Source organism: Pseudoalteromonas sp. SCSIO 43088 (genome assembly GCF_023650795.1).
GTDB lineage: Bacteria > Pseudomonadota > Gammaproteobacteria > Enterobacterales > Alteromonadaceae > Pseudoalteromonas > Pseudoalteromonas shioyasakiensis.
The window spans coordinates 584,346-607,789 of sequence record NZ_CP072676.1 but is presented as its reverse complement, the minus strand read 5'-3'; the positions used below and the strand labels follow the sequence as shown (position 1 = coordinate 607,789).

The window sequence follows — 23,444 nt, the reverse complement described above, 5'->3', positions numbered from 1 at the left end:
TATTAGTCACCCTTTTTATTGTTTTTATCAGTGTTACTGTTATTTTTATTTTCGGCATTATACGCTAAATCCATAGATTTCATAGCGATTTGGCTAGAAATACGTTTATCGTTCATGCTGTTTTGGTTCTGATGGCCTCTAGCCGCCAGTGCGATGCGTAGTGACAGCTCTTGCTGTTTGGTCTCACGTTCTTGCTCTAGGCGCTTAAGTTCCATCTGAGCCTCGTTGAAGCCTTCCAGCGAGTTGGCCTTCGCCATCTTCTCTTTAGCCGTAGCCAGTGCCACGCCGATGTCCGCGTCCATCTTCTCAAGCTCTTTACGAAGCATGTTAATCTGGTGCTCGACTTGTAGTTCTTCAAGCGCTGCTTGTTCCTCGGTAGGTTCACCGAAGCCTTGGCTGTTCTTAAGGAACTCAGCGATTTCGCCACGCTTGTTAAGGTTAGAGTGCTGTACGACAACATGGTCAGGGATTGCGACACCCATTTCACGTAAGCGTAATGCTTCTTCGAGCTCTTGGTCAGCCATAGTGCCGCCCGCTGCTTTGAAGCCAACTTCCACTGCGTAATCACCCACTGTTACATCATTCAGGATATTACCGTCGTCCTGTGGCATATTGATGCCGATCTGTTCAGTTCGTTCCTCGCCCTGCATGATGCTTGAACCCGTGTTGTTGAAGTAGCGAGTCTCTGTGTAGAAGTCCTGCACTAGCTCAAGTATCTTACGGCCTACGCTTCTACGCGCACGCTTCAAGTTACCAACTACAACTGACACTTGGATTTGACCACGGCTGATTGCTGCTTCTTGTGCACGGCCTGACTGGTCAGCTCGCGATGTGCCAAGCATTGACGAGTTAACTGCCGAGATTTCACGGATAGTCGAAGCGGCCTTCTGTGAGATTCGGTCAATACCGGTAGGGATTTGGTTTGGCTGAATCTTGTCTGGCTTTTCGTAGCCACGCTTATACTGAAGCACTAGGCCTGTCTCAGCGCCGCGCTCTTCTAAGTCTTCAGCGTCCATGTCAACGAGCGAGTCTTCTTGGATCACCCAACCTGAGTTAGCCGTCGTATTAACGATGTGCAACTCTTGTGAGCTGGTCTTGTTAAGAAGGTTCTGCGGGTCGATAAGGTTATCAACTGGGCCGAACGGATTACCGCGACGGAAGTACGGGAAGAACGGTACAATAGTGAACGAGCGATAGATTGACCAATCATCATCAAGCACTACGTCGTCCGCCGTTACAGTCATGCGAACTCGGCGACCTTTGCGCTTAATTACTTCTAGGCCGTACTTTTCTGCGAAGGCTTCTGCTTCTTCTTTCTTCGAGCCATACGGTACTGGGCGAAGTGCACCAGTCGTCAGGTCAGCAAAGAAATACTGGTCATCAACTCGATAGTGTTGGCGTTCGATAACACGGATGCGGCGAAGCTCACGGCTGTCGGCCTCGTCCTGCTGTGGTCTACGCTCACCGCCGAATGTCTGCTCGAAATACTCGAAGTTCTCGACCGAGCCAACCATACCGCTATCGACTAAGCCTTCTAGTTCTTCGGCCTTGTCCCAACCATAAGTCGCACCGATTTCGTCAGGCGTCAACCAGCGTGAAATGAATACCTCATTCCATGTGGCTGGGTCAGCGCTCTTGGCCTCACTGTCTGGGATAATATCGACTGGGTCTTCGTGTGTTACTACAACCTCACCTTGTAGGTTACGTTCGAACGACATACGTACGTCGAAGTAGCCACGACCAGTGATAAGGCCATCAGCAAACACGTCTTCTTCTACGTCGTCGAAGTTACACGCGTCGAGAATCGTCTTAGTGATCGTGTTTAGGGCGAAGGCTGTCTGTTCGTCACCGTAGTCGCGTGGGCGGTAAGTCACTTCGACCTTACGCTCAAGCTGTTCGCCAATGATGGCGTTCACGGTAGATAGAATCATGTTCAGTGTAAGAGCTGGTCGGCCCTCGCTGTCTAGGCGTGCCTTGTCCTCTTTCTTCCACTGTTCCCCTGCGTAATACTTGTTGTTGCGTATCGCGCGTTTAATGAAGTCTTTGTGCTTGGAGCTGTTAGCTTCCTCGAAACGAGCAAAGTTATCGCGAGCTAATATCTTGCCTTCAAGCTTTTTGCGTGGCGATGTCTTCTTAGTCATTTTTGTCTAGCCTATCAGTTAGGCGATCAATGGCCTTCGTTAGCGCATCAAGCGTCGAATCAAGTTTCGCGCTATCAATCTCAAGCTTGCGAATACTCTCGTTGTTCAGCTTTGTCTGGTCTTTTAGAGGCTTAATAACGACCGTGTGCCATAGGCCTACGACACCGACTACTAAACCCCCAAAAGAAACGACTATCTGGAAAGTCTTAACGTCCAAGGTTCACCCTGTTTTATTATTATTGTTTTACTGTTGGGATATAATAACAGTAGCACTAATAATTAACAACGCGAAGCTATGCAGACATGCCCGATTTGCGCGCTTTCCTGCCGCCGCCATACTTGCCCAACTTGTCCTTAAACGACTTCTTAGGTTTGGCCTTCTTCTCGTTGCGAATACCGAACAACATAATCATCTGACCAATCCAAGCTAAGGCGTCCACTTGGTCATCGTTAGCGCCCAGAGGGAACTTAAGTAGCTCATTCTGTAGCGCAGACATCCAAGGGGTTGACTCAACTGTCGGAAAGTAAACTTTGCCCTGCTCCATACGACCCTGAATAGGTCTAGCGCGTGTGCCTTTGTCCGCGCCGCGTGTCCTAAGCTTCTCGTATCGCAGAGAGATACCGCGCTCTTGCTCGGCCTTCTGGATGAATGGCTCAAGCGTCAGCTCAATCTGGCCTGTCTCGATGCCGAACAGCTCAGGGTTGTACCGCTCTTGTATCTCGAACATCTGGTCGATTAGTCCCAGCGAGTTCCAGCGTCCCCGCTTCAGGTCAATGAGCCAAATGTTCTGTTTCCTGTCGATACCCACAACGGCGAACACACTGTAGTCAGCGGTCTGCTTGGTTGAGATAGCCAAGTCAGCGGACGCATACAAGCGCATTTCGTTCAACGGTGGACACTCCGACGGGTGATAGTAGCGGAACATATCTTTAGTGAAGAAGTCACCGTCTTCTGATACTGGGCGCTGTTGGTATAGTGCTTCCCAGTCTCGCGGGATCATCGCACGCTTGATACGACGAAGCGCAGGCAGTGGGTAGCGGTCTTCATGCAGCGCTTCACCCTTTTTACGGTACTTCTCGTCTTGCGTCGCAATGGCTGGGTATTCCACCAAGTCCCATTGGTCAACGTCTTCAGAGATTGGTTCGCCCTTCTCTGCTGCTTCCTTCTTCGCTTCAGCAAATACGTTAAGCAACCAGCCCGCTAAGTCGTCATCGTGCCAGCGAGTCTGAATGATAAGGACACCACCACCGGGGGCAAGACGTGTATAGAACGCTGACGAGTACCAGTCTTTCACTTTCTGGCGTGTAACTTCCGACTCCGCTTCTTCACGGTTCTTCACGGGGTCATCAATGATACCTAAGTGAGCACCACGACCTGTGATTGGACCACCTACACCCGCCGCAGTAAAGCCGCCACCTTCAGTCGTCATCCACTTTTTAACGCTCTTCGTGTCTGGTGATAGTCGAGTCTTGAACGCAGCCTTGAACTTGTCGGTGTCGAGCAAGTCACGGCACTTACGGCTGAAGTCCTCTGCTAAGTCGCCCGAGTAAGAACAGGTGATAACCTCATGCGTCGGGTTACGGCCTAAGTACCAACTTGGGAAAGTCTTTGAACCGATTTCACTCTTGCCGTGACGTGGCGGCATGGTGATCATCAAACGTGGCGAAAGGCCATTCTCGATGTCCCGTGCAAACTTTTCCAGCCGCATACAAATGTCGGCATGAACCCAACCCGGCATATAAGCGTCATTGTGTCGCTTGATGAACGGCAGTAGTCGTCGGCGCACAAGCTCACGTTCTGCAAGCTCTTTCTTGGCCTCAAGCTCTGCGTTAAATGCCTCGATTTCCTCATGGTTAACGCGCTGCATTTCCATCTGCACACGGTCTATCTGGTCTTTGTTTGTAGGCCGAACGAACGTACCAAGCGACTTAGCACATGGTATGCAGTGCCGCTTGTCGTACATTTCGTAGTGTGGGATGGACTTCAAACATTCATGGCAATGTTCTACTTTAACCATCCTCGGACACCTCCACGTAATCATCAGGCGATAGGTGTATCTCTTGGCCTGCCAGCTTCATTAGCTGCTCGTCGTCCATTGATTCCATTTGAGAACGGTTGGTGACAGTGACTTCGACCTTCTCAGGCGTTGCTAGGCCATGCAGCTTAACTAGTGAGTCAACGGCACGTATCTCTTCCATCGCTGTAGCAGACTTGGCGTGCGCTTCAAGGTAGAGCGCCGTTGCGTCGTCTTTGGTGAACTCAATAGCACCAGCCTGAACTGCAACTTGTCGCTGCATTTCGCGCATGTATGAGATAGCAAGTTTGATGTCTTCGCGTTCGGATAATTCCGCGACAGCACGCGCTGGGTGTCGGTAGCCCGCAGCTCTAGCCGCAGCAGAAGGGTTAATCCCCTGCGTGCGACGTTGAACGTAAGTTTCTTCTTGAGCTGTGAGTTTTGCGATACCGAGTGATGCGTAGCTGCCACTTAAAGTTTGTAGTGACAGGTCGCTCATTTTAGTCCTTCCAAACGAAAGTGTTGCTGCCCACGTGTGTCCATTGCTCTTCGTCGTACTCAAGAGCCTCTGTGACGGTCAAACGGACAGAAGTATAGGTAATGCCCCCCATTCGCTTTTCGCCCACGTAGACGATCTTAGGCGTCGTTTTAAGGCCTATGGTGTCGATGGCTGTGCCAGCGAACATGCCTAAAGGGATAATGAGCGTAATTGGTCTAGGCTCACTCTTAATCTCAGTATTCGCTTCGTACATTAGGTCTTCTGCCACTTCTACTAGTTGAGTAGCCAGCGCCTTAAGTTTCCCAGCGAGGTCTTTCTTATTCATTATTATTAGCCTTACTGTTGATGTTATCTAATAGTAACACTAATGGCGATCGTCGCAAAAAATTTGCAGAAAAATAATTGAGATTCGTCGATAGAAGACCCCCGCCCCCTTGTTCGTTTTTAGTTGAGCGTTGCCCGTGGTTTTTCTGTGTTTGTGGTTGGTTGTTGTTATGTATGTGTCTTCTCTGTGAAGGCGCGGTCGGTTCGGATTGATTCTGATTCGGACTATTCAATAGAAATGGGATTGAACCTACTTAGGAGTCCCTAAACATTAAAGAGAGTAAATACTATGAAAAACGTATTAATCACACACGCTTCATCAACTGACTTAGTTATCGACGGCGAGGCAATGCTAGGCCTATCAGCAGCAACGTTCTCAAAGACAGTGGTTAGCGCAATAGACGAGCTTAGCACTGTTCATGGTCACACGACCAATCGAGTCGTCGGCTCTGTGTCGGCTGCGCTACGTAGAGAGCTGGGCAAGCGAGTGCTTAAGGTTGAGGGGCTTATCAGTGCTTCAATGTCTGGCGCTATCATGGACAAGGACGAGGCGAAAATCAGGATGCTAACCGAAAAGGTGACAGCAGTCGCTGACTGGATAGAGGCGCTATACGAAGAGTACAAGCCGCACGCAGACATACTTGGTGGCTTATCTAGCTATGAAGTTGACTTCCACCCGTTCCAACGCAGACAGGCACGCAGCTACACAGTAGACAACGAGTTGGATGCTGAAGAGCATGAAGAGTACACGTTCGACGAGTCAGAGGATTACATGGACGACATGGCTTCACTATGGCTAGAAGAACAGTCGTTGATTGCTGACATGTCACAGGCTGAGCTGCGGACACAGAAGGTAAACGTGACGCAAGCAATGGACAGCGAGCCACAGTACGAAATCTACAACATCACTAAAGAGGAATGGATAGAAGAACGTCTATACCGCGAAGAGGATGAATGGTTCGAGGCCGCAGCATACGGCGCTTGGGACGCAATGCAGAAGACCCTAGACCAAGCGAAAGCTGACCCTGCATATCCGCTAGTCGTTGAGACAATCGGCGAGCTATCAGAGAAGAAGCTAGGTGCTGCAACCAAGGTACTACGCAAGGCCATTGACTTCGAAATCAAAGTCGAGCGCTTAGAATCACGTAAAGAGTATATCTACGACCAGATACACAAGATGGACAACACGAGCGAAGAACTAACAATCGCTGCAATGTCTAACTCAGTACGTGACGACGAGATAACAGAGCTTCAGACGGAGCTGCGTGACGCGTACAAGGTGTCAAACTTCCTGAACCGCTACGCAAAGGAGTTTGAGAAATGGCTATCACTTGTCGAGCTTGAAGTACCGCATCGCGTCTATTCATCTTACGTAGCCTTCGACCCTGTTCAGTTCCTAGTCGATCAAATGATTAAGAAAGCTGGCTACATGGGCGAACGTGTCAGTCCACGTTCTATGGCTAAGTTCCAAAAGGATGCACTGAAGCTGCTTGGGAATCCAACGACTATCGAGTCTTTCGTAATTGAAGATGGCGAGTCAGCAGGCCTTGAGCTATGGGGCATCCACTTCACAAGAGGAGAACACGAAGAGTTGAAGAAAGCAGCAACCGAAATCGGAAAGGTACGAGCTATCAAGTTCAGACACGACGAGCTAGCTGCTAGAGAGCTTAAGCTGGACAAGATAGTTAAGAGCGCAGCGATGCGCAATAAGAAGCCTACTAGCCCTTTCGAGCTAGAGGCCATAACAAAAAAATTCTTATTCTAAATAACATTAGATAAAGAAAATAAAGACAGGGTGCGGGAACACCCTGTCTTCGCCACGCACTATAAGAGAGAGAAAAACACATGTCAATCAACACATTATCGATCGACGATTTATTCGACACTAACGACCTATTCGAGAGCGCAGCACACTACGAGGCATCACTAGCCGAGGTTGACACGCCTGTTGCTGAGAAGATACGCATTAGAGCCTACAGCGCTGAGTATTACGAGTGGATAGGCCAGAGCATACCTATGCCTGAGAAAAGCCCTGAGATTAAGGCTGTGGAGCTAATCAAGGCATCTAGCAACGGCAAAGCGTGTAGAGCATGTGACGGCACAGGCCTATATCGCATCCACAAGCACAACAAGGACATTCCATGCGCCAAGTGTGCGGGCAAAGGCTACATCACGCCAATCGACGAAGCACGCAGCAAAGCGTACACAGCACGTCGTAACGCTGGCCTACCGATGGACGCAAGCCACACTGACTACATTCACTAGCCTGTAGCCCTCGTCATTCCTATAAATCTTAATAGCCTGGTCAAACACCGAAAGGGACACTGACCAACGGCTAAAACATCTGCTTTTAGGGCACAGTCAGGGCGATGGCGCACAGGTATGTTGTTCTGTCTCGCCAGTCAGTGAAGAGTGAAAAGGTGAAGAAAGAGCGGGTATGTGAGTGTGAGAAGTGAGAAGTGAGAAGTGAGAAGTGAGGATGTGAGGATCAACGAAAAATAAAGAATAATCAATGAATGGCGAATGTCAGTTGTCAGTCGTTAATCAGATTCTATCTAGTATGTTGTTTGTAGAGTTTGATAGAGCAATGTGGTCAGCAATGTGGTTCATGCGGTTTGGAGAGTGGGCGTTGTGATTGTAAGTGGGGAGCTTAGATTTTGCTTACAGACGTTCCACTTAACCTCAACGCTTAGTACGCTTCGTACAGCCCGCTACGCTCTTACACTCGTTCCTCGTTCCACATGTCCGGCGTCCTGCGTCAAGGTAGATTCCACGACTGACACAAAAGTCCAAGCGATCACCCCACTGACTGCACACAAGCCGAGAGCGGGATAACGGTTACGAATTTACTTTTACGGGGGCCTTTTATGACAGAATTTAAGAGTCATTCCAACAGAGGCCGTACTACGGAGGCCGCGCGCCGAGCAACGAGCAACGGTTGACGGTCAACACTCGACGACCACTGACCACTGACCAACGCGCACCACTCACCGCGCGACGCACGACGAACAACACTCACCGCCTGCTGCTCACTGCATACTGCAGGACGCGACACCACCGCGCATCGACCAGTGAGAAGTGAACAGCTCGCGGCGCTCAACACAGACTGGCCGACCTTCATAGGCCGACCTTCAACACAGGATAGACACATGCAACCGATTAACGCACTACACCGCCGACTGCTGGCTGCTGAGCCAACGCTTGACCTCTTCACACTTAGCGGGCGAGTTACAGCGCTCGGCATGATAGGCCAATGGCTAGACCACTGCGGTCAATGCTTAGATAAGGCGCACGCCCTTCAAGCGGCAGGCGACCGACGAGCAGCGGCTAAGCCCTACCAACAATGGTTCAACCTGACGATACAGATTGGACAGTTGCACGACCTGATACACGAAGCTATCCAGCTACACGACAAACAACAAGCAGCATAGAACGGGAGACATTCGCATGGCGATGAACACGACCAACACAATTGAACGAATCAAGATGGCACGACGCGCGATGGGCGACCAACGTCAGCAATGGCAGGCGGCGATGGACGCAGGGCTAAGAGGACGAGCCGAGTACCATGCCCAACAAGCGGCGATGTACGGGCGAGAAGTGAAACGCCTACTAGACCGCTGCCCGACCTTCATTTACAGTTAATTGCAAAACAACGGGGAGAAAGTCGTTAAGGAACAACAACTTGCACACGGATAGTGCTACTTTTACGGCTTTCGACCAACATTCGACGCGTATCGGATAACGGGTACAGGGCGTTTTCGGGGCGGTGGACGCAAGACAGGCAAAGTGTCCAAGTTATGACACCGACTGTCCACCCGTTGTCCAACCCCCTTGGACAGCCACAGCCCAGAGGACGCAACGCCTAGAGCGATTTGTCCAACTTGTCCAACTTTTTTCTACCCTACACTGTGTAATAACTATTATTCATTATTTAATACTTAACACATATTAAAAACTTTTCTCTCAACGCTAGGCTGTAGAAGTTGGACAACTTGGACAACATGGACACTGTACGAATGTCGAGCAACTATCGGCTCTCGTATAATTCCAACAAACTGTCATAAAACGGGTGCGGGGTAAGTGACCACTAACAGGTCGTACCAGTGAAAGTGTCCAACTTATTTTTGAAACTTGGACACCAACTTGGACAACTTGGACACATTGTTTAATCATTAACCACTTTGCACAGATTATAGACAGGTGGTTAATGATTGCACAACGACATGCAAATTCACACGATAGACGCCCGATATGAGGCGAACCGACCAAAACAGACAATTAGGAGCACAGAATGAGTGTAACAGTACCCTACTCGCGGCGGCGGAGATATGTTCAGCCATACTTCGACCAAGGAGTGTATTTGTTTGAAATCGAAGGCGCAACACTGAATGGCGCAGGCGACCCAGCTATTAACATGAGAGTGTTGGAGTCGTTTGACGGGCGTCGTGTTGGTGTCTACTACTTCCGAAACTTTCATCTTACTGCAGCTACCAGTGAGAAGTCTCGCGCCCTGTGGGACAGAAAGTTCGACATGCTACTCTCAGCGCTCGGCATCCAAGAGCTAAATGACCTCGGTGTCCTTGTAGGCCGCACGGTGCTTGTGGAGTTCACGAAGGCAGGCCTTGAGCCACTGCCCAACTTCTTATCACCTGAAGCGCGAATGAAAGCACCGCCAACGTTCACAACCGAGCTGGCTGCCGCTTAGATATATTAGCGTTACTGTTGACATAGATTAACAGTGGCATTACCATTCGCGGCCTTTGATGGAGGGAGAACAATGCCCAAAGCAAGAACAAGAGCTGTTAAGTTTAACAGCATGTCATACCGCCAACGAGCGGAGAAACGCCTAGCACGCACGACTTTCGGCTGCCTAGGTATAGTAGTAATACTGTTGGCAGCAGCTATAAGCTACGCCAGCAAGTAACGAACAACAAACAACTATCACAACTTACAGAGAGAATCCCCGATGGAAACTATTCGCACTAACGCAATGACAGCTACTGAAGTAACAACGCTAATCAAGAACTTCATGAGCAACCCACTCCACGCGATAAGCAAGGACTTGCACCCGCTAATCATAGGCAAGCTGTTCGCCGAAGGCACAGGCGCTAGATACCGCCATCAGCTAATGGGTGCAGCTATTAACTCAATGTTTGTAGAGGAACTGGCAGCGAACATCAAGTTCGACCGCGAGAACCCACAACAGATGATTGAGCAAACCATCGAGTACATGACTGTGATGTTCAAAGAGCAACTTGAGCACTTCGCTGCGCAACCTATCGCCCTAGAAACGGCGACGGAAACGCACGACGAATACTACGCGAAACGTGACGAGAAGCCTGAGCAGGCCGACGAAGAACCTGCAGTAAGCAGCGAACCATCGGACGACGTACCAGAAGAGATTGTCGAACTGCTTGACGCTATCGCTGACGCAATGGGTGGCGAAGGCTGTGGTGAGTGTGAAGGCTGTAAGCGCCGTGCGGCTAAGAAAGCTGAAGCGCAACAGGCGAATGACTAGAACTCTATTGCGGGTATTCCAAGGCGGAATGTCCGCCTTAAGCAATAAAAAGGAATACCCAATGTTCGGCAGCAAAGAACAAGCAAGAATAATTAATGAACTAACACAGCGCGTTTCGGCACTAGAAAGCGCCCTACGCCAGAACCGACGTGAAGCCGTGAAGTCACACGACCGTATCGACCAAGCAAACCTACGTGTAGCGAACATCGAGCACTACATCGGTATGCGTTCACACAGCTTCAATGACGGCGGTCGCATGTGGAACTACATGCAACTGCACAAAGACATAAAGAACGGACAGCGCCCACAGTCGTTGTTCGTAGCCAAATCAAGAGTACAAGCAGCATGACAGACAACACCCAATACCTACCAGTCACCCAAGCAGCAGCGGTAGAAACAAAGATTCAGAACTCAGTAAAGATTAGCAAACAGCTAATGAAATCTGAGCTCAAGAAGCGCATCGACGACCTAACGAAAGAAGAGCGAGAGGCTGACACCAAACTATCAGTGGCACGCGACTTGGTGAAGATGGCGACCAGAACGCTAGTCGAAAAGCACGCAATGGACTACGTAGCCAGAGATGGCGAGCTGACGCGCATACGTAACTTCTTCAACAAGTTCTCATGTATTGAGCGCGATTCCGCTGAGAAATACTTCGACAAGAACACAGACATGGTTCGTTGTGTGGAGACAGGCCTTGCTGAGTCTTGCATGTTAGGCACTAGCAACTTCAAGAACATGTGGCCTGAGTATCAAAAGCAGTTCGAGGAAGACGGCACGTTGAACCTGACTGTTGAGTTGCGTATTCGTGACTATGAAACAACTGACTACCATGAAAACTATCTGCGATTCGACCTTGATTTCCATGCAACCGAAGAGCTTTACAAGCTGAGCGATGCCTTCAAGGAAGCGGAAGAGAAGTGGCGCGAGCTGAGCAACAAGCTTGATTCACTTAAAGAGAAGCTGAACGGCATCGACCAAGTTGCTGAACAGATGGAAGCACAGCTATTAGTCCAAGAGCTTAGCCAGTCAGAAGAAGGTCGCTTGGCACTTGAGACCGCAGGCCAGCTAGTAGGCGACATGCTGGGCGAAACCCCTACTCTTCTACAACTGAGCGGTGGCATCAATGAATAAGCAAGCAATCAAGAAATACACAGGAGCATGGTAAATGGCAAGTCATAACAACGTACTGGTTGAACGCGCAGACATTCAAGACATGGAATTTCATGTAGACCTAGAAGCTGTGGTGGCTGACTTTGTATCAACCTCTAGCGACATCAAAGACGTATTAGCGAGCGTTGACAGCGACGACGTTGCGGCCTTCGTTGCAGCATGGCTGAACGACGAATACAACTCAGGTGAGTTTGTCCCTGCAATACGCCACATCATGTATGCGAACACCATGCTAGACCTAGCGAGCCTACTAATCGCCGCCGCTGAGCAAGAGCTTGAAGAAGGTACGGACGTGGACCCGCTATGCGTCGAGAAGATGGTGGCTGAAGAGCTTGCGAAGCGCGGTCATACTGAAGAAATGCAGAAAGTGTTATCGGAAGATTACGAACTGGCGGAAGCACTGAAGCAGCAGCTATTCGGAGACCACAGCAGAGCCTTGCGCAAGATTAGCCAGTCACTAGAACCAGCTGTCGAAGCGCAGCGAAGCATTCTTGACGACACAAGCAAGCCTATGCTTGAGCGCATTGACGCTGCGGCACGCATCAAAGACCTGTCGGAGCTAATCAAAGCGATTAACCCAACGCCTAAAGACCAACCTTCAGAGGAAGCGGCATGACCACAATTAACAGTAGCACTACTATCAGCGGCATTAGTGGCAGCACAGTGACCATCAACGGTCAGTCATTCAAAGGCGGTGACGTGGTGATTGCTAATGGTCGCGTTTACGTGGATGGCAAAGCGCAGACAGTGCAGGCCGGACCAGAAATCAAAATCGAGATTGAAGGCGCTGTCCACTCAGTCTCGACCACATCAGGCGACGTGTCAATCAACGGCACAGTCGAACGAGTCAAAACGATGTCAGGCGACGTTGAAGCTAAGGCCATTACTGGCAACGCAGAGACTATGTCGGGCGACATCATAGTTAAACCATAACCAACACAGGTATAAATCATGAAAAAATTGAAGCTAGGCCTACGCCTTAATGCGTACAACCGCCAGAAGATTGCACAAGCTGTAGTACATTCGAAAATCGGTGGTCGTATTGACAGCCTGAACCGCGAACTAGCTGAGCTGGGCAAAGAGGTTTACCAATCACTGTTCGACATGTACGGCCTTGGCAACCTTTGTGCTGACGGTCAAGACGTATCGACTATCATAGAAGGCACACTGCCTACTGCCCCACACCTAACAGTTGTAAGCGCTGACCGTGCATCAATCATGAACCTTGAGTTCGGCGGTGTGAAGCCTATCCCTTACCGCTATCAGGTGGGCAACGTTAACGAAGCACTGTTCGAAGACTTGCCGATGATGGAAGAGCGCATCATGGGTGTATTCCCCAAGAGCGCCTATGTGCAGAAGCAGGCGGCTGAGATTCAAGAGAAGATTATCGCTTTCCTTGAAGGCCACAAAACACTTCGTACAGTGGTTGAAGAAGCCCCAGAACTGGCTGACATCATCCCAGACGAATACTGTGAAGCACCAGTCGAAGGTAAGTCACTGGACAGCATCTTGTCGGGTGAAGAGCCTGCCGAAGAAACTGCAGTATCGGAAGAAGCTGCGGAAGAGTCAACAGAAGAACAGGAAGGTGCTGCATGAGCAGCACTTTCACCCGCAACGACCGCCTAACGCTGGACGTGATCAAAAAGGCTTTTAACCTAGACATTATCGTTTTCCTTGACTGGGAATCGTTCTACAAGTCGAAGGCCAACCAAGGTTCTAAGTCGTACAGCCTGAAGTCTCTAACCTACCCTGAGTACATCTTAGGCGAGCGTTTCCATGAGACAGGCCTAGGTTTAGCAATCGACCTTGACGAGACCATTCTGTACGGGCACGGCAAAGATTTCTACCGTGAACAGATGGACATGATCAAACGTGCAAGAGCAGACGGCCTACGTGTTGGCCTTGTTGCCCACAATACAACGTTTGATGGTGCAATCTGCAACTGGGTGCATGGCGTTGAGTTTGACTTCTACTTCGACACAATGCTCATGCGTAAGTATCTAGCTGCGCATAAACCAGCACGCCTCGACGCTTGTGCTAAAGACGAGTGGCCTGATGACCCTGCGCTGCGTAAAGGTAATGACTTGGCGGACGTTGACGGTATCAAGTACGAGTACATCACCGACGAGCAGCACGCATCGCTGGCTAAGTATTGTCGTCAGGACGTTAACTTAATGCGTCGCTTGTTCTTGGCTTACGTACCGCGTATTGGCCTTGGCGAAAGCATCGAGTTAAACGCTATGAACATCACGCTACGTGGTGCGATTGAGCCGCAGTTCGACATCAAAAACGAGCTACTGCATGAAGTGTTGGTCGAAGAGCGAGAGAAAGACGGCAAAGCGGTTGTTGCGGCTATTGAGTATTGCTTAGAGCATGACATCAAGGACGTTACACCTAAGACGTTCGGTTCTAACCAGCAGTACGAACAGCTACTACGTGAGTTCGGCCTAACTGTGCCTAAGAAGATTTCGAAGACCACAGGCCTACTGTCACCGGCACTGGGCAAAGGCGACCCTGAGTACATTCGTTTGCAGATTGACAACCCACAGCACGCAGCGCTCTACAAAGCCCGTGAACGTGTGAAGTCAACCATCGCGTCGAGTCGTGCCGAGCGTATGCTTAGCGTTTCAGAGACCTTCCGCAGAGTTGGTTTTGATGACGCATGTATGCCGTTTTTCCTTAACTACTATGGTGCGGGACAGACAGGCCGTTGGTCGGGTGGGCAGAAGCTTAACCAGCAGAACAACACCCGTGGCGGCAAGCACCGCCTGTCAATGTTAGCGCCTGATGGTTATCAGATTGGTGTGTGTGACTTATCGAACATCGAGCTACGTGTGAATATGTGGTTCTGTGGTCAAACTGACGTATTAGATCAAATGAAGGCCACCGATGACCTACCAGACGACCACCCAGACAAGTATGACTACTACTGTGACGTAGCGGGCGGCATCTTCGACCGTAAAATCACGAAGTCACAGGACAAGAACGAGCGCCAAATGGGTAAGGCTGCGGGCTTAGGCCTTGGCTTCGCTATGGGCTGGTTCGGCTTCCAACAATACCTTGCAAGTGGTCCACTGGGCATGGAGCCGATGTTCAAAGACGATGCGTTCTGTCGCGGCGTAAAGAACTCGTACGACACCAAGCACTATGCAGTTAAGGCTATGTGGCACTACCTAGCGAACACTGTAATGCCAGTGCTGGTTAACGGTGGCGAGCTACGATTCGGCCCTAATGACTCGTACTTGGCACGCAAAGACCAGATTGTTCTACCTTCAGGCCGTGTACTTCAGTACAGCAACGCCCGTTACAAAGGCGAAGAGACTCAGTCAGGCGTGACAATGAAAGTCGTGTTCGACTCGGACAAGTACGACCGCTGGGGTAAACCAGTTCCTAAATACCTATGGCACGGCCTACTAATCGAGAACATCGCGCAGGCAACAGCTCGCGACATTCTTGCCGAACAGCTTGTGAACGTGAACGCAGAGCTTGAAGACACTGGCCTAGGCTGGGTTATGGGCAGCGTACACGATGAAATTCTAGCCGCTCTAACTGAGCGAGACCTTGACCGTGCGTACGCCGTAATGGAGCGACACATGGCAGTAGCCCCTAGCTGGGCAGTGGGCTTACCGCTGGCTAACGACGGTGGCTACGCGAAAGAGTATTCAAAATAAGAGTAAACCAGAGGGCGGCGTCCTTGTACCCGCCCTATTTCCCCATTGAAGAGAATTAAATATGTCAGTTCAAAACATCGCAGACAACGCTACAGCAATCCTTGAAGAAATCGTAAAAGTAGCTGATGACCATAACAAAACCGTTGACCAATTTAACGAGGCCGTTGACGAAATCGAACGTCTACGCGCACAGGTGGACGACATGCAGAACGTCATCAATGAGAAGAACCGACTACTAGATAAACAAAGCATGGTGATTGATAAGGCCGTCGAGCACAAAGGCATCGACAAGGCGGAAATCACGCGCTTGAAAGCAGAGCTGAAGCACCTACAGCAGCTTGACCCTAAACGCTTGTTCAAAGTTAACAAGACCCAGAAAGCAACGATTGCTGACCTTAAGGCGACAATCAAAGACCTTGAAGAGAAGCGCAAAGACTCAATGCGCAAGGCTACTGAGATTGCACGCAAGGCCAAAGAAGAAGGACAAGCGCCGTTCTACGTTGACCCTGTGACGGGCAACAGCCTCCGAGCTATCCCGCGCATGTATGTAGCTAAGAACAATGAGTACGGCGGTATGCCTGACACACCAGTTCTTGAGTTCCATCACCGAGACCGTGGCATCACACGTCAAGGCACGTTACTACAGAACGGTAAGGTCGCATGGGCAGCAGCACAGAACTCAGCGCCGACCGAGTCTGACGCTCAAATCGCAAAAGATTATATCCTGACGGACGCTAAGCGCCGTGGGGTGAAAATTAAATTCACTAAAGAACTAGAGGCCGCATAACATGGCAAAGCCAAACAATTTCGCACAAACAAAACCAGTCGTTGTATTGCTTGTAGTACCTGACGAAGAAATCAAGGTACTGAAGGACGACAATAACGAAGTAATGGTATTCCCTAACCTCAAGAAAGCGCAGAAACACGTTTCTAACCGCATTGAGTCAGAGTTCCACCCTTTCATCCAATACGCCAACGAAATGCCTGTAGCGGGCGCAGGAGACCGTGAAGAGACCAACAATCGTCGTTGTCTTCGCTGCAAGGAGTTCCTACGACCGAGTTACCGCCAGACAATGTCGAAGATGCCTGACGGCTCTCAGATGGCAGTAACCGAGCTAGATTGTCCTAAGTGTGACTTAGGCGAGTAAATTCACAATAGTTCCTTGGGGGGTGTGCGGAAACGCCACCCCTTTTTTCTGTGGAGTAAAACATGAGAACAGTTGATCAACTAGTCGTAAACGGCGGCAAGAAAGTTTATTCAGTAATGAAAGAAGCGAATACCGGTGTATTCGTTTACATCGAAATGACGTACAGCAAGAAGACCGGTATCAAGCATAAGGTTATCCAAGCGCACGAGAAAGAGTGTATTCGAATGATGGATAAGGCCAAGTTACACGCACGCAAACAAGAAGAAATGAAGGCAGCATGATAACGCACCAATTCGACAAAAAGCGAGGGATGCTAACCCTTGAACACATTAACGACGAGCTGGCGATAGTAATCGAAAGTCGGTTCGTTCAATACCAGGGCACTACGACACATACCAGGATTAGTTCACCTTCCGATTCTGAGTCGTACTACCTTCAACGCAAGCAAGAACTATCACCGCCGAAAGTGCGGAAAGACCACAACACAAGGATTTAAAGACATGAGCGCAGTATTGAATTTCCCTACACAGCCATCGGCCTTGAACTTAATCAAAGCCCGTGACGAAGCAGCTAAGCAACACGCCGCAGCAGGCCTGTTCTTCCCTGTAGGATGCCAACCGCTGTCAGAGCTAACTGGTATGCCAGACCGAGGCCTACAGGCCGTTGTACGTAAAGACACGAACACCGTGTTGGCGGTACATGGTCAACGTTACAGCCTAATCAAGAATAGCGAAGTGTATGAGCGTGTAGACGCTGCAATTCGTGAATCAGACGTACTCGATACGAACGGCATGGAGATTGTCGATTCTATCGCGTATGAAGGTGGTCGTTCGATTCGTTCGTACATCTTCCCTGAGCACAAGATTAGCATTGGTCGCGGTCGTCGTGATGTAACCAATCTGCGCTTGAATGTAATCAACAGCTACGACGGTTCGACGAACCTACGCATCAACATGGGCGGCTATCGCTTAGTGTGTGCGAACGGTATGGTCGTCGGGACTGACGTGTCGAACTACGTTGCCCGCCACACATCAGGCTTCAAAGTTGACGAAGTTAAGCAGCGTGTAGCCGCTTCGGTAGAGAACTTCGTGACCATGGGCAACCAGTGGCGCAAGTGGTCAAAAGAGCCGTGTTCTGACGAGAAGGCAATCGGCCTAATCAGTGAGTTCGCTCGCGGTTCGTTAGCCATGAACAACAAGCTGTTCGACATTTGGATGAACGAAAGTAAAACACTCGGCAAGACCATGTGGGCGTTCTTCAATGCCCTGACCTACTGGTCTACACACGCCGAGATTAAAGAGGCCAGCATACCAAACGCCCCAGCTATCGTACTTGAACGTGAAGCTCGCGTATCACGATTCTTGGGTAATCCGCTAATTAAAGCCGCAGCTTAGGTTTCATAATTATTAGTAATACTGTTAGAATACTAAATTTATTCACTAATAATCATAACAACAAATGCCCGACATTATAGATAACTCCGTGGCACAGCAGGAAATGATGCTTGCTGTCCACATACAAAACGCGCGGCTTAACACACCGCGCTTAACACCCAAAGAAGCTTGTCACAACTGCGATGAACCGCTGGACAACCCTGAACAGTTGTTCTGTGACGCAGATTGTGCCGAAGACTACGAAAAATACCCGAGGGAGGCTTAAATCCAATGAAACTGCACTTTGTTTCTGCACTAAGTAAGATCGGCCCCTTACGTAAAACAATCGGTCTAGCTGATGGTAGCTCGCGCTCGTACCCACTTGCCGCAAAGCTAACATCGCATGAAGCAGAGTTGAACGTCGAAGAAGACGGGTTAAAAGGCTACCGCAGTCTACTTGTAGAGAACGCTAACTTAGGTAGAGCACTTTACAAAGGCCAATTCGTACGCCCACTAAAAGCTGAGTCGCGCCGTGGTATGACAGACCAAGACGCTAAGACGCAGTTCCTTGTGTTGGACATCGACGGCCTGAAGTTAGAAGGTGGGATCAAAGACCGATACCGCAAATCGGACGTTGAAGCCGTAGCCGAATCAGTAGTTGAAATGCTGCCGAAACAACTAGCCAATGTGTCATACGTGGCAATGGCGTCTAGCTCGTTCGGCCTGCACAGAGACGAAGTATCGGTACATATCCACTTCTTGCTTGAAAACCCAGTTAGCCACCGTGCATTGAAAGACTGGCTCACCTCGTTGAACTATACACAGTCTGAGATTTACGAACGACTCAAGCTTACAAAAACCAAGACACGTCTTAAAAGTGTTATTGACCCTTGTTTAGCTGAGCCGTCACGCCTTGTGTATATCGCACCGCCTAGTTTTGGTCCTAAGAAAGCAAACCCGTTTGTTAACGATGAAGACCGCTTTGTGTTGGTTGAGAAAGAGCATGAATTGCTTGACCTTGAACCACTGCTAGAAGAAGTGCTCGACAAGATGGAGCGCGTTAACCAAGTACGTGACCAACGCATTAAGGACTTACAAGCGGAAGCTGGCATTACTCGCCACAAACCGAAGTATGACCGAATTAATGTGAACGGTCGTGCGGTGAACGTAATGTCTAACCCGCCGCCTGCCCGTATGGAGTTTGCATACGAAGACGACGAGTTTGTTCGCTATAACGTTGGCGGTAGCCGTAATAACGCGTACTGGGTAGCCCGTTCTAACCCTGAGATTGTCCGCTGTTTCGTGCCTGACGAACCTGCGTTCTTGTTCAAAGCCGCTGACCCAGAGGCCTATGCCAAGCACGTTGAGAAGTACGGTGCGGCCTATGACGAAGTGAAGGACGAGGAAGTCGGTGTCGTACGTAAAGTACAACGCAGCATGTTCATTGACCAAACCACTGACGCTTATGTCACGATGGAATACGACAAGGAACACGACGAAATCGTTGAAATGAACGAGCGACGTAATGGACAGGTAGCCGAAGAGTGGATGAAGCACTACGGTCAACTTGTACCAGACCCAGTCCCTGCCCGTCATGTAGTTCTCGACCCTAACAACTCTAAAACGTTGTTTACCATTGGCGACAAAGACTACGTGAACCGATTTAAGCCAACTGTGTTTATGCGTGATAAGACAGTTCACGAACACCAAGACACGTTGCGCTACGGTAATGGCTGGATGCTCAGCTTAGACTGCCCAATTATCAGTGAAATCATCCTGAACATGCTCGGCGATGATATGGACTGTTTTGAGCACTTCATTAACTGGCTGGCCTTCATCATTCAGAAGAAGGACAAGACACAAACAGCATGGCTAGTACACGGTACTGAGGGTACGGGTAAAGGCCTGTTCTTCAAAGCTGTACTTCGCCCTCTATTCGGTCATGACTACGTTGCACAGAATACCCTACAAGGTATCGCTGACGACCAGTTCAACGGCTGGATGGAAGACTTAATGCTGCTAATGGTGGACGAGTTCAACATGCGTGGTGCGCAAAGTCTGACTAAGACTGCATCGCTACTTAAAACGCGCATTACTGAACCGACAATGATGCTTCGTAAGATGCAACAGCAACAGCGCGAAGTCGTGCAACGCTTGAACTTCATCTTTGCGACGAACGACCTAGATGCAATGCCTGTAGAAGACAAACGTCGTTACAACATCGCACCTAGACAACAACGTATGCTTGAGGCTCGATTAGCGTATCTTAAGGTTTTCCGAGAGCACTCTAACGAGTTAATCAAGGCCGAGCTGTTCAAGTTCGCTACGTTCCTACGCTCGTTCAAAGTTGATGTGAACCAATCAGGCTCGATCATCATGAACCAAGCGCGTATCGACACCCAGAAAGCGGGTATGAGTGCTGCTGACAGTTTCTTCGACGCTTTAACGACTGGCGATTTTGGTGCCTTCATCGGCATTTTAGATAAGTCAGCCGCCAACCTAGAAGCTGCGGACTTCACGCAACTATCACGCGTCAAAACGTTCCTGACTGCGAACCTAGAGCACGTAAACACGGGCAAGCCTTGTTACCTATTACCTGACGACCTAAAGATGCTGTACGGCTATCTGGCGGGCAAGGAAATATCAGACAACGCCCTATCACGAATGCTCAGTACGCATGACATCGTACGTAAACGCAAATCGACACCAGTAGGCGCACCTAAAGCCCTACCTACACGCCCTCGCTGTGTAGAGGTTGTCTGGAAGTACAACGACCTTGAGATTCTAGAAGAAATCCGAGAGGCCAACGCTGCACTGCCGACCAACGCGTCATCAATCAACAAAAGAAACAGCTCTGAAGAGTTCGAGCGTGCAATGGCTGAGGCTAAAGCAGAGCTAGAGCAATCGGCTGAACCAGAAATATATTCAAACGAAGGTTACGAACTATGACCCCTGTACTATTCAAAACAAAGACCTGTAAATTCTGCGGTGACGTCCGCGACTACGCAAATTTCGCTGGCGTTGAGCTAGAAGAGAAATTCATTGAAGAAGAGAACCCGCACAACCTACGTACTGCGCCTGTAATCGCTCATGAAGGTGAGCTTTACACTGGCCTAGACGACTGTGCCGCGTTCCTTCGTCGTCAAGCAAAGCGAGCCGCCTAATGGGGTTCGCTGAAACGCTTAAGGCCAAAGCGAAAGAAACAGGCCAGCAGACTATCCAAGGCACGTCAATCGAAGGCCAAGCCAAGAAGGAAGCAACGCAAGAAAGCTTTGCCGCCCGTCTTGGTGCAGTGGCTAAAGCGACCAAGCAGAAGGCCGTGAGCACGCCGCCGCCGTCTGGCCCACCCGTCGGTAAGTCGAAAGACCTTAAGAGCCTAGCTGACTCACTGAAGAAGGCTAAGGAAACACGTGACAATGAACGTGGCGCAATGGTCGTAGACTTCCCTGTCGCAGCCGTTAAAGCATGGTCATTCTCAACCCTTAAGAAGTTCGAGAACTGCCAGTGGGCAGTGAAGCTTGGCAAGGTAGACAAAATCTACGTTGAGTCAGGCGAAGCAGCACAGCGCGGTACACTGATTCACGATGGTTGTGAAGCTTGGGTACGTGGCAACGTTACGGAACTGCCAGCCGACGGTCGCACTAAGTTTGACGCCTTCGCTGCCGACTTCGCCCAACTACGTGAAGACTTCCGAGCGGGTAAGGTGTCACTTGAGGACGACTGGGGTATTCGTAAAGACTGGTCGCCGTGTGACTGGGACGACCCTGAATTATGGGGACGCGCTAAGCTAGATGGCTTTGTCAAAGAGAATGACAACTCATGTGTGATTATCGACTACAAAACCGGTAAGAAGTTCGGCAACGAAATGAAGCACGCTGACCAAGGCCTAAGCTACGCATTGCACGCGATGCACCGCTATCCTGAGTTAGATGTGTTTAAAGTTGAGTTCTGGTACTTAGACGAAGGCGTGAAGATGATCCGCTCATTCAACCGCCGTCAGCTATCAATGCTATTACTTCGCTATCATAACCGTGCTGTGAAGCTTACGACGACCCGTGACTTCATCCCATCAGCCAACGCACATACCTGTCGTTTCTGCGAGTACGGCTGTAACACTAACCGTGATGGCGTCGCATATGGCAATGGCGCATGTGGTTTCGACCACTATAGGGGGTTAGATGAAGCCGTCTAAGCCAACCTTTAAACCATTCACGCACCAAGAGCGCTTTGCCGCTCTTTGGGGCGCTAACGAACGCGTATTGAACTTCGACGGTTGTGGTACGGGCAAAACGCTTGCCTGCGTCCACACGGTCAAAACGTACTGGCCTGATGCCCGTGTGTTGGTTCTTGCTCCCCTTTCTATCCTCACGCCTGCATGGGCTAAAGACCTACGTTTCGGCTGGCCTGAAACGACATACGCTGTTGCTGCTGGTACTGCCGCTAAGAAGCGCAAGGCCTTTGAGAGCGATGCGCAATGGGTTATCACCAATCACGACACCGTAAAGATGATCGACAAAGAAGGTTATGCCGACAAGTTCGATGTTTTGATTATCGACGAAGGTGACGCATTCCGTAATAGAACGTCGATCCGTTCTAAGTCTCTGAACGCTGTTTCCGCAGTAATCCCACGAATGACACTTATGACAGGTACGCCGACACCTAATACTATTTTAGATATTTGGCACTTGGCTTTTCTTGTTGACCGTGGCGAGCGCCTAGGTAAAAACTTCTTTGGTTTCCGCCAGCAAGTTTGTGACCCTAAGCCTATTCTCGGAGCACCACCGGGAGCTATGGAATGGAAGGACAAAGCAGGCGCGGCTGACCACGTGACATCAATGTTATGTGACATCACCTCGCGAGTGTCGCTAGATGACGTGCAAGAACTGCCAGACACCGTATTCCGTGAAGTAACCGTCGAGTTACCGCCGAAGATACGCCGTGACTATGAGTTCCTGAAGCGTGAGTCAATGCTTGCCCTTGAGTCTGGCGAAATGCTAAACGCGGTTCATGCTGGATCACGTATGCAGAAGCTATTACAAACACTGTCGGGCGGTGTCTACAACGAAGACGGTTCAGTGGTTAACGTTCACAAAGAACGATACGAGCTGGTACTTGATTTAGTAGAAGAAACCGACCACGCCCTTGTGGCCTTCAACTGGACGCATCAGCGTGACGGCCTGATAGCTGAAGCTGAGAAACGCAAGCTTAAGTACGCTGTAATTGATGGCTCTACGAAGACGCTTGAGCGTAACCGCATTGTCTATCAGTTCCAGCAAGGCAACATTCAAGTAATTTTCGCACACCCGCAGTCAGCGGGACACGGCCTTACCCTAACACGCGCTAACCGCATTATCTGGGCAAGTCCAACCTACCGCGCCGACCTATACGAGCAGTTCAACCACCGTATTGTCCGTACAGGCCAGCAACGTAAAACTGAGATTATTCATATTGCAGCCGAGAACACTGTCGAAGAAGAAGTCTACGCCAAGATGCTCGACAAGCAGATGAATATGATCGACCTACTGAACACAGTAGCAGGCCTATTCCAAGCGGCCTAAACCAAGCAACCTAAACAAAAC

Annotated in this window: 23 protein-coding genes; 19 read left to right on the top strand and 4 right to left on the bottom strand. The window is 49.9% G+C overall.

Translation table 11 applies throughout. From position 1 onward, the window contains the following. Nucleotides 1–2 precede the first annotated feature (2 nt). From J8Z28_RS20520 to J8Z28_RS20505, 4 genes are all read right to left on the bottom strand, one after another. On the bottom strand, nt 3–2,141 hold the full coding sequence (locus tag J8Z28_RS20520) for a portal protein (protein ID WP_250660499.1): 2,139 nt from the start codon (nt 2,139–2,141) through the stop codon (nt 3–5). Nucleotides 2,142–2,434: 293 nt separating this feature from the next. After that, nucleotides 2,435–4,159 (bottom strand): phage terminase large subunit, encoded by a 1,725-nt coding sequence (gene terL / locus J8Z28_RS20515; protein ID WP_250660498.1) that lies wholly within the window; start codon nt 4,157–4,159, stop codon nt 2,435–2,437. After that, nucleotides 4,152–4,655 carry a hypothetical protein gene (locus J8Z28_RS20510; RefSeq protein ID WP_250660497.1) on the bottom strand — a complete coding sequence of 168 codons (504 nt, stop codon included), beginning with the start codon at nt 4,653–4,655 and terminating at the stop codon, nt 4,152–4,154. The genes terL and J8Z28_RS20510 overlap by 8 nt, the downstream gene beginning before the upstream one ends. A gap of 1 nt (nt 4,656) precedes the next feature. Next, nucleotides 4,657–4,980, bottom strand: a complete 324-nt coding sequence (locus J8Z28_RS20505) for a hypothetical protein (protein ID WP_250660496.1) — start codon at nt 4,978–4,980, stop codon at nt 4,657–4,659. Between the two features lie 288 nt (nt 4,981–5,268). Here J8Z28_RS20505 and J8Z28_RS20500 point away from each other — a divergent pair, with 288 nt between their 5' ends. The 19 genes from J8Z28_RS20500 (at nt 5,269) to J8Z28_RS20410 (ending at nt 23,423) form a co-directional block, all read left to right on the top strand. Further along, nucleotides 5,269–6,744, top strand: coding sequence for a hypothetical protein (locus tag J8Z28_RS20500; RefSeq protein WP_250660495.1), 1,476 nt, complete (start codon nt 5,269–5,271; stop codon nt 6,742–6,744). A gap of 80 nt (nt 6,745–6,824) precedes the next feature. Further along, the gene (locus tag J8Z28_RS20495; RefSeq protein ID WP_250660494.1) at nt 6,825–7,244 is read left to right on the top strand and encodes a DnaJ-like cysteine-rich domain-containing protein; all 420 of its coding nucleotides are present in this window, start codon (nt 6,825–6,827) and stop codon (nt 7,242–7,244) included. Between the two features lie 1,221 nt (nt 7,245–8,465). Next, nucleotides 8,466–8,624: a hypothetical protein gene (locus J8Z28_RS20490; RefSeq protein ID WP_250660493.1), complete on the top strand. Its 159-nt coding sequence runs from the start codon at nt 8,466–8,468 to the stop codon at nt 8,622–8,624. Between the two features lie 718 nt (nt 8,625–9,342). After that, nucleotides 9,343–9,687, top strand: coding sequence for a hypothetical protein (locus J8Z28_RS20485; RefSeq protein ID WP_250660492.1), 345 nt, complete (start codon nt 9,343–9,345; stop codon nt 9,685–9,687). 261 nt (nt 9,688–9,948) lie between these two features. Beyond that, nucleotides 9,949–10,500, top strand: coding sequence for a hypothetical protein (locus J8Z28_RS20480; protein WP_250660491.1), 552 nt, complete (start codon nt 9,949–9,951; stop codon nt 10,498–10,500). A gap of 61 nt (nt 10,501–10,561) precedes the next feature. Further along, on the top strand, nt 10,562–10,849 hold the full coding sequence (locus J8Z28_RS20475; RefSeq protein ID WP_250660490.1) for a hypothetical protein: 288 nt from the start codon (nt 10,562–10,564) through the stop codon (nt 10,847–10,849). Continuing rightward, on the top strand, nt 10,846–11,634 hold the full coding sequence (locus J8Z28_RS20470) for a hypothetical protein (RefSeq protein WP_250660489.1): 789 nt from the start codon (nt 10,846–10,848) through the stop codon (nt 11,632–11,634). The genes J8Z28_RS20475 and J8Z28_RS20470 overlap by 4 nt, the downstream gene beginning before the upstream one ends. Nucleotides 11,635–11,668: 34 nt before the next feature. Continuing rightward, nucleotides 11,669–12,289 carry a hypothetical protein gene (locus J8Z28_RS20465; RefSeq protein WP_250660488.1) on the top strand — a complete coding sequence of 207 codons (621 nt, stop codon included), beginning with the start codon at nt 11,669–11,671 and terminating at the stop codon, nt 12,287–12,289. Beyond that, nucleotides 12,286–12,606 (top strand): hypothetical protein, encoded by a 321-nt coding sequence (locus tag J8Z28_RS20460; RefSeq protein ID WP_250660487.1) that lies wholly within the window; start codon nt 12,286–12,288, stop codon nt 12,604–12,606. Before J8Z28_RS20465 ends, J8Z28_RS20460 begins: the two co-directional genes overlap by 4 nt. 18 nt (nt 12,607–12,624) lie before the next feature. Further along, the gene (locus J8Z28_RS20455; RefSeq protein ID WP_250660486.1) at nt 12,625–13,269 is read left to right on the top strand and encodes an Nmad5 family putative nucleotide modification protein; all 645 of its coding nucleotides are present in this window, start codon (nt 12,625–12,627) and stop codon (nt 13,267–13,269) included. Beyond that, complete coding sequence (locus tag J8Z28_RS20450; RefSeq protein WP_250660485.1) at nt 13,266–15,344, top strand: DNA polymerase family A protein; 2,079 nt, start codon at nt 13,266–13,268, stop codon at nt 15,342–15,344. The genes J8Z28_RS20455 and J8Z28_RS20450 overlap by 4 nt, the downstream gene beginning before the upstream one ends. Nucleotides 15,345–15,405: 61 nt before the next feature. Then, nucleotides 15,406–16,131: a hypothetical protein gene (locus J8Z28_RS20445; RefSeq protein ID WP_250660484.1), complete on the top strand. Its 726-nt coding sequence runs from the start codon at nt 15,406–15,408 to the stop codon at nt 16,129–16,131. Nucleotide 16,132: 1 nt separating this feature from the next. Further along, nucleotides 16,133–16,492 carry a hypothetical protein gene (locus tag J8Z28_RS20440; RefSeq protein WP_250660483.1) on the top strand — a complete coding sequence of 120 codons (360 nt, stop codon included), beginning with the start codon at nt 16,133–16,135 and terminating at the stop codon, nt 16,490–16,492. Nucleotides 16,493–16,554: 62 nt separating this feature from the next. Further along, nucleotides 16,555–16,773, top strand: a complete 219-nt coding sequence (locus J8Z28_RS20435) for a hypothetical protein (protein ID WP_250660482.1) — start codon at nt 16,555–16,557, stop codon at nt 16,771–16,773. Nucleotides 16,774–16,992: 219 nt separating this feature from the next. Further along, nucleotides 16,993–17,886 (top strand): DUF932 domain-containing protein, encoded by an 894-nt coding sequence (locus J8Z28_RS20430; RefSeq protein WP_250660481.1) that lies wholly within the window; start codon nt 16,993–16,995, stop codon nt 17,884–17,886. Between the two features lie 270 nt (nt 17,887–18,156). Beyond that, complete coding sequence (locus J8Z28_RS20425) at nt 18,157–20,814, top strand: primase-helicase family protein (RefSeq protein ID WP_250660480.1); 2,658 nt, start codon at nt 18,157–18,159, stop codon at nt 20,812–20,814. Beyond that, the gene (locus J8Z28_RS20420) at nt 20,811–21,029 is read left to right on the top strand and encodes a hypothetical protein (RefSeq protein ID WP_250660479.1); all 219 of its coding nucleotides are present in this window, start codon (nt 20,811–20,813) and stop codon (nt 21,027–21,029) included. Before J8Z28_RS20425 ends, J8Z28_RS20420 begins: the two co-directional genes overlap by 4 nt. Further along, a complete protein-coding gene (locus J8Z28_RS20415) occupies nt 21,029–22,057 on the top strand; it encodes a PD-(D/E)XK nuclease family protein (protein ID WP_250660478.1) in 1,029 nt (342 codons plus the stop codon). Before J8Z28_RS20420 ends, J8Z28_RS20415 begins: the two co-directional genes overlap by 1 nt. Then, entirely contained in the window at nt 22,044–23,423 is a 1,380-nt protein-coding gene (locus J8Z28_RS20410) for an SNF2-related protein (RefSeq protein ID WP_250660477.1), read from the top strand. The genes J8Z28_RS20415 and J8Z28_RS20410 overlap by 14 nt, the downstream gene beginning before the upstream one ends. Nucleotides 23,424–23,444: the final 21 nt, after the last annotated feature.